This window comes from Flavobacterium sp. WC2509, from assembly GCF_052683105.1.
Window position 1 is genome coordinate 2,945,263 of the sequence record NZ_JBQZFG010000001.1, and the last position, 12,460, is coordinate 2,957,722.

Annotated in this window: 11 protein-coding genes and 1 tRNA gene; 3 read left to right on the forward strand and 9 right to left on the reverse strand. The window is 34.1% G+C overall.

Annotation, left to right across the window (positions count from 1 at the left end):
- Positions 1–30: 30 nt before the first annotated feature.
- The 3 genes from ftsZ to ACUN3A_RS12320 all read left to right on the forward strand — a co-directional run bounded on the left by ftsZ (position 31) and on the right by ACUN3A_RS12320 (position 2,878).
- The gene (ftsZ, locus tag ACUN3A_RS12310) at positions 31–1,980 is read left to right on the forward strand and encodes a cell division protein FtsZ (protein ID WP_445552836.1); all 1,950 of its coding nucleotides are present in this window, start codon (positions 31–33) and stop codon (positions 1,978–1,980) included.
- A 318-nt stretch (positions 1,981–2,298) separates the two neighbouring features.
- Positions 2,299–2,748: a GatB/YqeY domain-containing protein gene (locus ACUN3A_RS12315; RefSeq protein WP_445551584.1), complete on the forward strand. Its 450-nt coding sequence runs from the start codon at positions 2,299–2,301 to the stop codon at positions 2,746–2,748.
- Positions 2,749–2,804: 56 nt separating this feature from the next.
- Positions 2,805–2,878: transfer RNA gene (locus tag ACUN3A_RS12320), tRNA-Arg, on the forward strand.
- A 180-nt stretch (positions 2,879–3,058) separates the two neighbouring features.
- Here ACUN3A_RS12320 and ACUN3A_RS12325 read toward each other — a convergent pair.
- The 9 genes from ACUN3A_RS12325 to ACUN3A_RS12365 form a co-directional block, all read right to left on the reverse strand.
- Positions 3,059–5,737 carry an SdiA-regulated domain-containing protein gene (locus ACUN3A_RS12325; RefSeq protein WP_445551585.1) on the reverse strand — a complete coding sequence of 893 codons (2,679 nt, stop codon included), beginning with the start codon at positions 5,735–5,737 and terminating at the stop codon, positions 3,059–3,061.
- Between the two features lie 197 nt (positions 5,738–5,934).
- The gene (gene rpe / locus ACUN3A_RS12330; protein WP_445551586.1) at positions 5,935–6,597 is read right to left on the reverse strand and encodes a ribulose-phosphate 3-epimerase; all 663 of its coding nucleotides are present in this window, start codon (positions 6,595–6,597) and stop codon (positions 5,935–5,937) included.
- A 275-nt stretch (positions 6,598–6,872) separates the two neighbouring features.
- The gene (locus tag ACUN3A_RS12335) at positions 6,873–7,736 is read right to left on the reverse strand and encodes a sigma-70 family RNA polymerase sigma factor (RefSeq protein ID WP_026707723.1); all 864 of its coding nucleotides are present in this window, start codon (positions 7,734–7,736) and stop codon (positions 6,873–6,875) included.
- A 370-nt stretch (positions 7,737–8,106) separates the two neighbouring features.
- A complete protein-coding gene (locus ACUN3A_RS12340; protein WP_445551587.1) occupies positions 8,107–8,346 on the reverse strand; it encodes a hypothetical protein in 240 nt (79 codons plus the stop codon).
- 415 nt (positions 8,347–8,761) lie between these two features.
- Positions 8,762–9,508 carry a LytR/AlgR family response regulator transcription factor gene (locus ACUN3A_RS12345; protein ID WP_445551588.1) on the reverse strand — a complete coding sequence of 249 codons (747 nt, stop codon included), beginning with the start codon at positions 9,506–9,508 and terminating at the stop codon, positions 8,762–8,764.
- A gap of 449 nt (positions 9,509–9,957) precedes the next feature.
- On the reverse strand, positions 9,958–10,104 hold the full coding sequence (locus ACUN3A_RS12350; protein WP_445551589.1) for a hypothetical protein: 147 nt from the start codon (positions 10,102–10,104) through the stop codon (positions 9,958–9,960).
- A gap of 159 nt (positions 10,105–10,263) precedes the next feature.
- Positions 10,264–10,428: a hypothetical protein gene (locus ACUN3A_RS12355; RefSeq protein ID WP_445551590.1), complete on the reverse strand. Its 165-nt coding sequence runs from the start codon at positions 10,426–10,428 to the stop codon at positions 10,264–10,266.
- Positions 10,429–10,587: 159 nt separating this feature from the next.
- On the reverse strand, positions 10,588–10,752 hold the full coding sequence (locus ACUN3A_RS12360; protein ID WP_445551591.1) for a hypothetical protein: 165 nt from the start codon (positions 10,750–10,752) through the stop codon (positions 10,588–10,590).
- A gap of 414 nt (positions 10,753–11,166) precedes the next feature.
- A complete protein-coding gene (locus ACUN3A_RS12365) occupies positions 11,167–12,456 on the reverse strand; it encodes an HlyD family secretion protein (protein ID WP_445551592.1) in 1,290 nt (429 codons plus the stop codon).
- Between the last annotated feature and the right edge of the window lie 4 nt (positions 12,457–12,460).

The following is a 12,460-nucleotide window of genomic DNA, read 5'->3' on the forward strand; positions in this document are numbered from 1 at the left end:
AAGTTAATAAAAAAATTAAAACCCCATATGATGTCAAGCAACACAGAATTTGGAAGTATTTCATTTGATTTGCCAAAAAATCAATCAAATGTTATCAAAGTAATTGGTGTAGGTGGAGGCGGTAGTAACGCTATAAATCACATGTTCAAACAAGGTATTAAAGGCGTTGATTTCATCGTTTGTAATACAGATTCTCAAGCATTAGAGAATAGTAGTGTACCTAATAAAATACAATTAGGAGCAAATTTAACTGAAGGACTAGGTGCTGGTGCAAATCCAGATGTAGGTCATCAATCAGCTATCGAAAGTGTTGCCGATATTGAAAAAGTATTGGATGCAAATACTAAGATGGTTTTTATCACTGCAGGTATGGGTGGTGGAACAGGGACAGGAGCTGCTCCAGTTATTGCTCAATTAGCCAAAGAAAAAGATATTTTAACGGTTGGAATTGTTACTTTGCCTTTCTTGTTTGAAGGTAAAGTGCGTCAAGAACAAGCGCTTATTGGAATCGAAAAATTGCGTAAACAAGTCGATTCGTTAATCGTTATCAATAATAATAAACTAAGAGAAGTTTACGGAAATCTTGGTTTCAAAGCAGGATTTTCAAAAGCGGATGAAGTTTTGGCAACAGCCTCAAGAGGAATTGCTGAAGTAATTACACATCACTATACACAAAATATCGATTTACGTGATGCGAAAACAGTATTGTATAATAGTGGTACAGCTATTATGGGATCTTCTGTTTCCTCTGGTGAAAATAGAGCTAAGGAAGGTATCGTTGCAGCCTTAGATTCACCACTTTTGAATGACAATAAAATTACAGGTGCCAAAAACGTATTGTTGCTTATCGTTTCTGGAACTAACGAAATTACTATCGATGAGATTGCCGAAATCAATGAGCATATTCAATTCGAAGCGGGTTCAAATGCCAATATTATTATGGGAGTTGGTGAAGATGAAACGCTTGGAGATGCTATTGCGGTAACTATTATAGCTACAGGTTTTAATGTGGAACAACAAAACGAAATCGTAAATGTTGAGCCTAAAAAAATAATTCACACGTTAGGAGATGAGCAAAAAGGAGTTTTTGATTTATCTACAAAGACTGTTGCTGGGTTTAATTTGAATAGTGAAACACCAGTTGCTGCTACAACCGAAGACAGAATTGTTTTTGATTTAGTAGAAGATGTTGCAATTCCAGAGCCAGTAATTTCTTCTATCAATGAAGATGAATTAATTGGAATGACTGAGTTTATTAAAAACTTAGATGTCACATTTGAAATCGTTTCTCCTATGAAAGAGATTGATTTTATTGTTGAAAAACCAGTAATCGAATCTATTAGAGAAGTACAAACAGCTCCAGTTCGTTTGGAAGAAACTCAAGAGCAAACTGCTTTTTCTTTTGATTTACCTTTAGCTAAATCAGAACCTGTTCAGACTCAAGAAGAAACTAATAATTTCTTGTTTGAATTGACGAATGAAACTCGTGAGATCAAAGTAGTACAACCTGTTCAACTAGTGCCTGTAACTGAATTATCGGATAAAGGTGTTATAAAATATTCATTAGAAGAATATATGGACGTTGAAAATGATTTGGTAGAATCTAAACCAGCAGCCAAAGTTGAAGAGGAAGTAATTCCAGCAGAATTGAATATTACTATGAAACAAGTAGTAAATCCAGTTGCTGATGTTGCTCCAGTTTTAGAAAATAATTCTCCGATTGATATGACTATCGAAGAAACATTGCGATTTAGAGCTGAAGAAAGAAGAAGAAAATTAAAAGATTTTAATTATAAATTTCATGATAACGTTTCTAAAGTAGATGAATTAGAAAGAGAACCAGCTTACAAAAGATTTGGTATCGACCTTAATAGTTCACAAACCAATAATTCTACTTCAAGAATATCAGTAGGAACAGACAGTAATAATGATTTGCAGTTGCGTTCTAATAACTCTTATTTACATGACAATGTAGATTAACAAAGCCATTTTTTTTAAAAATAGCCCGAAAGTTGAAATATATTTTCGGGCTATTTTTTGATTACAAAGCATCAAGCAAGTAGTTGTTATTGCCAGTAAAATTTTCTAAATTTGTCGGGCCTTATCCAGCTGTACAAGGTGATTTGAGATTGTAGATTTAAGATTGCAGATTTTTAATTTGTAATTGAATAAACGTTTTCATTTCAAAATAAGGATGTTTTTGATTTCTATTTTAAAAGGAATTAAAAATGTAAATAAAGATTAAGGTCAATTCCTGAAATCTAAATTCAACAATCTAAAATCTAAAATATACAGAATATGAGTTTATCAATACAAATCATGGACGAAATCAAAACCGCCATGAGAGCCAAAGATACAGTTGCATTAGAAGCTTTAAGAGCTATCAAATCAGAGCTTTTATTAGCGCAAACTGCATCAGGTTCAAAAGAAGAAATATCGGCTGATGACGAGATTAAATTACTTCAAAGATTGGTTAAAACCCGTAAAGAAAGTGCTAGGATATTTACAGAGCAAAATCGTTTGGATTTAGCAGAACCAGAATTGGCACAAATTGCAGTAATCGAGAAATTCTTACCAGCTCAATTAAGCGAAGCTGAAGTAGAAGCAATAATTGCAAAAATCATTGCAGAAACTGGAGCATCAGGAATAGCATCTATGGGTAAAGTAATGGGATTAGCTTCAGCTCAATTGGGAGGAACAGCTGAAGGAAAAACTATTTCTACTATTGTGAAGAAATTATTGACTTAAAAAATAGTTATGATTGCAGGTTTAAATCTAAAGTCTGCAATCATAAATCTTATAATGGCTGAGTAGTTCAACTGGATAGAATATCAGATTTCGACTCTGAGGGTTGCAGGTTCGAACCCTGTCTCGGCCACAAATTAAAAATGCTTCAAAAAACCAAGTTTACTTTGGTTATTTTGAAGCATTTTCTTTTAAAAAACTATAATGCTTTGAAAAAATAAATATCAATAATGGTATGGTTTTGATGAAAATTTTAAAACAAAATCCTCGCCTGATTGCTCAGACGAGGATTTTTAATGAGATATTTTTGGTGTTATTTTTTAATCACACGTAGTGTTTTTGTATTCTCTCCTTGATTCACATTAATAATGAAAAAACCTGATGGATAATCGTTTCCTAATTTTTGATTTTTAAGTTCGTCAGTACTAAGTTTAAGAGCTTCAACTAACTTTCCATTTAAATCATATACTTTTATTTCGATATCATCATTACTAGCTGTAGCTAAATCCAATTGGAATGTTGAAGTTGCAGGAACTGGATAAGCAATTACTTTAAATGAAACATTCATTTCCGAAGGTGAATAAACAGATAAGTAAGTTGTGGCTGCTACGAAAACACCAGGAGAACCAATTTCTTTGCTGCTGTTTAAAGCTACAAATGCTCCATTAGAACTTACTGTGCTCATCTTAGTAATCGGAGTAATTATAGTGTTAAGTCCAGCTGTATTGTCAAATGTTCCAAAAGTACCAGTTGGTGATGTGCCAAATAATACAGAAGCTACTGGTGTGCTACTTACTCCATTATATAAATTTACTTGGTCACCACCAGAACCCAAACCAACACCAGACCCAGTATAGTTTCCAATTCTTAAATTTGCAGGAGGATTTGCTCCAAACCAGTTGCTTAAAAATAAAGCTTTTTTGCCAGCTAAATCATTAGTCTCAATAAAAATTACAGATTCTCCAGGATTAATACTAGTGATTCCGTTTAGTGCAACAGCTGCTGCAGGCGATTGGGAATTGTCATCTACTTTCCATCCTGTAAGATCTATTGCTACTGCTTTGGTATTGGTTACTTCGAACCAATCTGCACCCACAGGACTGTCTCCACTAGCCCAAGGTGCTACTTCTGAAATAATTAGATTTCCAATAGAACCTGGAGAACCAACTTGATTAGCATCATTCACTGCTATAAATGCACCGTTAGTTCCTGCTTGGCTTATTGTTGAAATTGTAGCGTTGTTAAGACTAGCTCCGTTGTTAAATGTTTTATTTGTTGTTGAAGCTCCAAAAGTAACTTTAGCTTTAAGATTTCCGCTTGCGTCAAATAAATTTACTTCATCACCACCTGAGCTTAAACCAATTGAACCACCTGTATAACTACCAACTTGTAAACTAGCTGGAGGATTATTTCCAAACCAAGCCGATTTGAAATTAGCAATAACGGTTGCATTATTAGCAGCAGTTGTTTCTAAGAAAATTACAGATTCTCCTGGTTTAATACTTGTGATTCCATTTAAGGTTAAAGCTGCAGAAAATAGCTTAGAATCATCGTCTACTTTCCAACCTGTAATATCAAGTGCGGTAGTTCCGTTATTTGTTACTTCAAACCAATCTGCACCAACTAAGGCATTGCTACTAGACCAAGGTGCTACTTCTGTAATACTTACTGTTGCAATTGGTGCTACCTCATTGACAACATCTGTAATTGATAAGGTAAAGTTAACCGAAGCATCGGGAGTTGCACCAACAGTGCTGTCATCAACATTTATAGTGATAGCATAACTTGTTTTGGTTTCATAATCTAGTACTGTACCTGCTTTTATGTAGAGAGCAGAATTAATAATTTCGAAAGAACTAGCATCTGCACCAGATATTGATATAGTATTGGTTCCTAAACCATCATCTGTTACCAAAATATCTGATATTTTAACTGCTGGAGTAGTAATTGTGTTTTCTAAAATAGTATTTGTAGTGTTTGTTAAGGCTATAGCTGTAGGTGCTTGATTTGCTGAAGTCGAAGGTGCATAAACCCAAAGCTGTGGGTGATCAATATCTCCACCGCCATTTTCGTTTACAATATATAATACTCCATTACGGTCCATAGTCATTCCTTCGTGTTGTTGATTAGCAGCATCTAAAGGATTTCCAGGGTCAGATACGATAGTCAAGGAACTTAAAATTACACCACTTCGATTTACGTTTAGGACTTTTGCATTTTCCTGACTCAATACTAATAAGTTGCTGTATAGAGATGTGCCATTAAGAGCTGGTAAATTTGATAACGCAAAAACATCGGCAACATCTGTAACTCCCAATAATGCTGGGTCAAAAAGATTTGTAGAGTTTTCTGTTGTAGCTGAGCCATTAGTAGCAGTTCCTGCATTAAAATCAATTCCAGTTTGGAAAATCCCCATAGGACTTATCTCTTTTAGAACAATGTAACCTCCAGTTAACGGGTCATAAGAAAGTCCTTCTGTTCCGATGTTGTTTACGAATGTTCCTAGTTTTACCGTTTTAGCATTGCTTCTGGTAAGCGTAGTTCCAGCAGCATAAGTAAACAAAACAACTTGTCTGTCGCGTTCTTCAGTCATTACAAACTGACCATTACCGATATAAGTAATCCCTTCTGAATCATAAAAATCGGTTCCCTGCGGGCTGCTTCCCTGAGCTAGTGTCATCGTATTGATAAATTGCCCTGTTAGGGAAACCTGAGTAACAGAGGTAGTTCCGTCTCCAACAATAAAAAGAGTATTCGTGTCCCAATTGTAAGTTACTCCAGAAGCTTCCTGAGCCAATAAATTATTAGTTGGGTGAGCTGATCTTGTTGGTTCTGGTAAATCGTATCGACCCACTCGAACGTAAGTAGAAAGATCTACAGATTGGGCTAGACTATTTTGATTAAAGCAAAACAATGCTGTAATAGAAAATAATCCCATTGTTATTTTTGGGGCAAAAGAGTTTCTTAATTTTAAATGTAGATATTCTTTCATAAAGTAGTTTTTTAAATTTCATACAAATGTATTTATCAGATGATGGTTGCATTTAATGAAATAGTTACTTTATTATCAATTATTTGTATGTTTTAGATTAAGTGAATGTTGTGAAATTGTAATATGAAATAGTTGAGTTTATAATCAAAAAAATCCGAAGCGTGAACTTCGGATTTTAATATGTTTTATTCTAATTTTTAGAAGGATGTTAATTTTTTTAAATCGGCTACTGTTTGAATTGGGTCTTCGGCATTAAAAACAAAGCTTCCAGCCACAAGCACATCTGCGCCAGCTTCCACTAATTGTAAAGCATTTTTATTGGTTACACCACCATCAATTTCGATAATTGTGCTAGCATTTTTTTTAATGATTAAATTTTTTAATTTTTTAATCTTTGTATAGGTGTTTTCGATAAATGATTGTCCGCCAAAACCAGGATTCACACTCATGATGCAAACCATATCGATATCATTGATTACATCTTCCAGTAAATCAATATTGGTATGAGGATTTAATGCAACACCCGCTTTCATTCCGTTTGCTTTGATCGCTTGAAGTGTACGGTGTAAATGAGTACAGGCTTCGTAGTGTACGGTCAAAATATCAGCACCTAAATCTTTGAAAGTTTTGATGTATTGATCTGGATTTACAATCATCAAATGCACATCAACTGTTTTTTTTGCGTGTTTTGTGATGGCTTGAAGTACTGGCATTCCAAAAGAAATATTTGGAACAAAAACGCCATCCATAATGTCTATGTGAAACCAGTCGGCTTGACTGTTGTTGATCATTTCGATATCACGTTGTAAATTTGCGAAATCAGCAGCCAATACTGACGGTGCAATAATTGTATTCTTCATTGTGTAGTTATTTTGTTGAGATGCACAGCAATGCATCTTTTTATTTTTTGCAAAGGTAATTATAAAAAAATAAAACTCCGGAAACCCGAGAACGAAGTTCGAACAGACCGGAGTTTTATTGATAAAAATAAAACTCCGGTAATCAGCCGGAGTTTCAATCATCAATCAAAAAACGAACAGTTAATCAGACTGTTGTTTACTATTAGTCGAAAGTCAAATGTCTAAAAGTCAAAAGGGACTTTAGGACTTTATAAACTTTCTAACTTTAAGACTAATTAGCCTAAATATGTTTTTAAAATTTTACTTCTAGAAGTATGTTTTAATCTGCGAATTGCTTTTTCTTTAATTTGACGAACACGCTCACGAGTTAAGTCAAAAGTTTCTCCAATTTCTTCTAAAGTCATTGGGTGTTGATCCCCTAAACCAAAGTATAGACGAACTACATCAGCCTCTCTTGGAGTTAATGTTTCTAATGAACGCTCAATTTCAGTACGTAATGATTCGTGTATTAATTCTCTGTCTGGATTTGGAGACTCTCCAGAACGTAATACGTCATAAAGATTAGAATCTTCTCCTTCTACAAGAGGTGCATCCATTGATAAGTGACGACCAGAGTTTTTCATAGACTCTTTTACGTCATTTACGGTCATGTCAAGTTCTTTTGCAATTTCTTCAGCAGATGGTGGACGCTCATTAGATTGTTCTAATAAGGCATACATTTTGTTGATTTTATTGATAGAACCAATTTTATTTAAAGGCAAACGAACGATACGAGATTGTTCAGCCAAAGCTTGAAGAATCGATTGACGAATCCACCATACAGCGTATGAAATGAATTTAAAACCACGAGTTTCATCAAAACGTTGTGCCGCTTTTATCAATCCAAGATTTCCTTCGTTAATCAAATCAGGAAGTGTTAATCCTTGGTTTTGATATTGTTTAGCTACCGAAACAACGAAACGTAAATTAGCTTTTGTTAATTTTTCTAGGGCTCTTTGATCCCCAGCTTTAATTTTTTGTGCTAATTCTACCTCTTCGTCAGCGGTAATAAGGTCAACTTTTCCAATTTCTTGTAAATATTTGTCTAATGAAGCGGTTTCACGATTGGTAACCTGCTTGGTGATTTTAAGTTGTCTCATGTTTTTGTCTCCTCAATTTTTTAAGTGTACAAGTGATTATACGTATGGGGTTTCAAAAAAGTTACAATAGTTCGATTCTTTTTTTAAATAAAATAAAAATACCTGCCTCAAATAGCTTGAGACAGGTAAATCTAACTAATTTAATTGTTAATTGGAGGATTAGTTAATTGAACTAGTTAATAGAAGAAAACGCTAAAGGCATGTATAATTTACTTAGTCATTAGTGATTGGTAAAGAGTGATTAGCCAAAGGGTAGAATCTGAATCTTATGATTTGATTTTTCCTAAATAAAATTTTTATTTACAATATCCTATGGTTTTTCAGCTAATTACTAAAGGCTATTCACTAATAACTTTACGTACGGTGGGTTTTATTCCATTCCTTCTAAATTGATAATTCTATCAAAAATTTGTTTTAAAAATAAAATCATAAAAAACAAACCTACTGCCAAAATTAAGTGATCAGAAGTAAGGTGAAAAGGATCATCCAAGATGTCATATAAACTTGGAACAATGATGCACAATGCAGCTAGAAGTCCAATCCAAGGATTGATTTTGATAAAAAGAGTTTTGAATTGCATATTCGTATGATTGTTAAGTTCGAGTCTCATGTTATTTGCTATTTTGATTTTTTAGTGAAGTAAAATTAAAGTGTAAATCACTTTTTTTTTTAAAAATGTCATGAACACGATTTTTGTTGTCATGAGAAGAGAGACTGAAAACACGAACTTATGTTTTTGAATAGAATAAAGGATTGTTTTGGTTTAAGATACTTGTTATCAGTAAAATAAGAAGTGGAGGATTGGGCTTTATCGGGAGGTATGGATTCCTGCTGTTTGCTATATTTCCCGATTTAGGGAAACTGCGGCTAAAAAGCCTTATTTTTCTAAATCGGGAGATGCCACTTGCATCAGGGTTAAAGAGTTAGGCTATTTATTTTTTGGAAATAATGCCTACTATTGGGTGAAAAGACACAAAAAGACATTCGATACAATAGAAGATGTTGTCAAAGCTAAAAACGGGCGCTTACGATATGATGTTCATTTTTTTGATAAAATCTTTATAGGTATCGCTGAGGTTTATTTTGTGATTTCCTTGAAGAATGATCAGATTGTCGGCCAAGATGATTTCCTCAATTTTATCGGTGTTTACGATCGAGTTTCTGTGGGTTCTGATGAATTTGTCCTTGTCCAGCAGTGCGCTGATTTTTGTCAGCGAAATCATAATTACAAATTTTTCTTTTTCGGTGACAATATTGCAATAGCGTTCTTCGACTTCTATGTACAATATGTCTCGGAGCGACACTTTTTTCAATGCGTTTTTCTTTTTTATGAACAGATAATCATTACTGATTACGGTGTCTTGATCTTCACTCAGAAATACATTGGTTTGTTCGTAGAATTTTTCGACAGCCATTTCAAGGGCATAGAGAATCTCCAATTCATTGAAGGGTTTCATCAGGAAACTAAAAGGCTTAGTAAGTTTCGCTCTTTCAAAAATCTGACGATCTTGCGAGCTAGTCAAAAAAACAAAAGGCTTGGAGGCGTTTGGTACTATGTTGATAGTCTCGGCAAAGGTAATGCCGTCCGGTTTGCCGTCGAGGAATACATCGATAACGATGATGTCTACAGTGTTTTGGTAGAATAAAGTCAGTGCATCAGTATAATTTCTGGCAACGCCTACAATGTTGTATTTGTTAGCCAATAAGACTTTGCTGAGCGCGTCGCTTTGCTCTTTGGTGTCTTCTATTATAAGTACATTGATATTATCCATTTTGTTGTGTTTTCGGGAACGTCATTATTATTTTGGTTCCTTTGTTGGGTTCGCTTTCTATGTGTATTATTATACAGGTTGTATAATACAATTTTTAGGGAACGACTTTTACGAAGATAAAACTATTTTCGGAAACGGCATTCTCAAAAGTCATGGTTTTATCAAACGGTAAGGTTTATGGTGTTTTGCATTTTGCACGATGGAATTTAAGTGTATTGCAGCTCTTAAAATAATACTGCCACTCTAATAATAAGCTATAATCTTCGTTATCATACTAATGGATATACAAAGCAAAATCCCAATCTTTTTTAATATTAAGATTGCGATTTTACAAAATGAAGTCCTTCTTTAAAATTTGAAGGATTTTTGATGAAGATTTTATTAAGTAATAAATCTCTTAATTTTAAATGAATATGATTTTAAAACTAAGAGATATTTTCCTATAATAATTATTGGTTAGGATCTGTTTTAGTACCTCTAGTAGTATCATCGTCTCCTCCAAAAATAGCCTCTAATTGTTTTCTAGAAAGAGTTTTTAGGTTCTGTAGTTTTGCAGTTTTTGCTGTGTTTGAGGTTTGTGTTGCTTTGTTTTTCATGGTAATAGATTTTAATTTTTAGAAATATCCCAATTTCTTTTGAGTCACTTGAGGTTTATGACTTTGTGGGCACGGATTGCAAATACGCGCTATCGGGATAATATCTCTTAATTTTAAATGAATATGATTTTAAAACTAAGAGATATTTTCTGTTAATAATTACCCGTCATTGTCAGGATCTGTATGAGTACCTCTACCAGTAGTATTATCACCGTCTCCGTCTCCTCCAAAAATAGCCTCTAATTGTTTTCTAGAAAGAGTTTTTAGGTTCTGTAGTTTTGCAGTTTTTGCTGTGTTTGAGGTTTGTGTTGCTTTGTTTTTCATGGTAATAGATTTTAATTTTTAGAAATATCCCAATTTCTTTTGAGTCACTTGAGGTTTATGACTTTGTGGGCACGGATTGCAAATACGCGCTATCGGGATAATATCTCTTAATTTTAAATGAATATGATTTTAAAACTAAGAGATATTTTCTGTTAATAATTACGAGTCATGGTCAGGATCTGTTTCAGTACCTCTACCAGTAGTTTTATCACCGTCTCCGTCTCCTCCAAAAATAGCCTCTAATTGTTTTCTAGAAAGAGTTTTTAGGTTCTGTAGTTTTGCAGTTTTTGCTGTGTTCTCGGTTTTTGATGTTTTGTTTTTCATAATTTTTAGTTTTAGATTATAGTAATTTCCAATTTCTTTTGAGTCACTTGGGATTTATGACTTTTGGGTTATAACGGTAATGCTGTTTGCTTGAATAAAAATAGCAGGATTTATTTCAATATGCTTGAGCATAAAGAAATTATAGGATGACGCCAAGAAAGTTTAAGGGTACAGTAAAGAATTCCAAAATGATTCGAATTGTTTCAATACAATTTAAAATCATTCTGAATTTACTTCGTCCGTCCGCTTTCGCTTGGGCGTGCTCGAAAGCTATTTTTTTGTTTGTGGTATTAATTTTTTTGGAAAGTTAAATATAGCCAAAAAATCAAGACTCGCATATAAAAAAGTCAAAAAAATTGCAATTACGAGTGTTTACGGTTCTGTACGATATTCTTTTATAAATTGTCTGTATGATTACCTGCTTATCGATTCTTTGAAACTGTAAAATAAACGTTCTGCCAGAGTTTTGTTTTCGGTAATGATTTCGGCAGAGGCAGTCATGCCGTTTCTAAAAATGATTTGGGTGCTGTTAGTCGTTTTTTGCCCGTTGGGTAAGACAACAATGGCATAAAAGCTTTTGTTTTCTGGACTTGGAATTTGCGCTATCGATTTTATTTTGCCTTCGGAGGCTCCAAATTCTTCAAAAGGGTATCCTTTAAATTTAATGAGTACCTGCTGTCCTATTTTTACTTTCCCAAAGTTATCCTGTGGAATTTTTATCTCGCCCAAATAGTCGTTTTTATTGCCGGCAACATACATTACAATACTGTTTGCTCTGAGGTTTTGTTTGGCCTGCAAAGCTCCCGTAAAATTGATAACGCCTTTGTTTGGGGCTATTAACAGATACTGATTTTTCCATAAGGCAATCACGCTTCTCAAAGTGTTTAGGGATTGCTTGAACATTTCTTTTTGTTCTACGGCGAGTTTGTCCAGATCCAAAAGTTCTTTTTCTTTGGTCCGTATGAGCATAGTATTGTTTATTAAGGCAGTCTCTGTATTTTTTAGCGGTATTTTTTTGTCCAAAAGTTTGCTTTCTTCCTTGTTTAGGTCGGAGACCGCTATTATATTTTGTTTGTACAATGTTTGATTCATCTGGTACTCCTTCTCCTGTAGCATTGCATTCTGATTTAGAATTTGTTTTTGATTTTTTAAATTTTGGCTCAGGCTTGTTAATTCGCTAATATCGGCTTTTAGAAAATTTTGTTTTTGTTGATAGTATCCATCACTAAATAAGGCCAATGTCTGCACATATACTTGTTGGAAATCTTGATAAGCGGCTTGCACATCTCCCAAATTTTGATAATTTTTCAAACGCCATTGTTTTAAGTGTGCCAAATCTTTATGATTGACTAAACTCACCAATTGATTAAGTTCTTTGTCAAGACTCAAAACTTCTTCATGTTTAGATGTGCTTTCCACATAGCCTAAGATTTGTCCCAATGTGACGCGTTGGCTGTCTGTTACAAATAGTTGTTCCAATCGCCCGTTTACTTTTGCGATTACGGGTTTTGGTGTTTGGGTCGAGATCAGTTTAAAGTCGGTTCGAACAATGGAGGGATACTCTATAAACCAAGTGACGGCAAATAATATTGACAAAACACTACAAAGCACTATACTTCCCCAGCGAATCAATCGGTTTGGAATTTGCTCAAGATAATCTCTTATAGCTTCACTGCTGGAATCTATTTCGGGTGTGTTTGACATAACG

Coding starts and splice junctions, on each gene's coding strand:
- ftsZ (WP_445552836.1), top strand. CDS start 31: ATGTCAAGCAACACAGAATTTGGAAGTATTTCATTTGATTTGCCAAAA.
- ACUN3A_RS12315 (WP_445551584.1), top strand. CDS start 2,299: ATGAGTTTATCAATACAAATCATGGACGAAATCAAAACCGCCATGAGA.
- ACUN3A_RS12325 (WP_445551585.1), bottom strand. CDS start 5,737: ATGAAAGAATATCTACATTTAAAATTAAGAAACTCTTTTGCCCCAAAA.
- rpe (WP_445551586.1), bottom strand. CDS start 6,597: ATGAAGAATACAATTATTGCACCGTCAGTATTGGCTGCTGATTTCGCA.
- ACUN3A_RS12335 (WP_026707723.1), bottom strand. CDS start 7,736: ATGAGACAACTTAAAATCACCAAGCAGGTTACCAATCGTGAAACCGCT.
- ACUN3A_RS12340 (WP_445551587.1), bottom strand. CDS start 8,346: ATGAGACTCGAACTTAACAATCATACGAATATGCAATTCAAAACTCTT.
- ACUN3A_RS12345 (WP_445551588.1), bottom strand. CDS start 9,508: ATGGATAATATCAATGTACTTATAATAGAAGACACCAAAGAGCAAAGC.
- ACUN3A_RS12350 (WP_445551589.1), bottom strand. CDS start 10,104: ATGAAAAACAAAGCAACACAAACCTCAAACACAGCAAAAACTGCAAAA.
- ACUN3A_RS12355 (WP_445551590.1), bottom strand. CDS start 10,428: ATGAAAAACAAAGCAACACAAACCTCAAACACAGCAAAAACTGCAAAA.
- ACUN3A_RS12360 (WP_445551591.1), bottom strand. CDS start 10,752: ATGAAAAACAAAACATCAAAAACCGAGAACACAGCAAAAACTGCAAAA.
- ACUN3A_RS12365 (WP_445551592.1), bottom strand. CDS start 12,456: ATGTCAAACACACCCGAAATAGATTCCAGCAGTGAAGCTATAAGAGAT.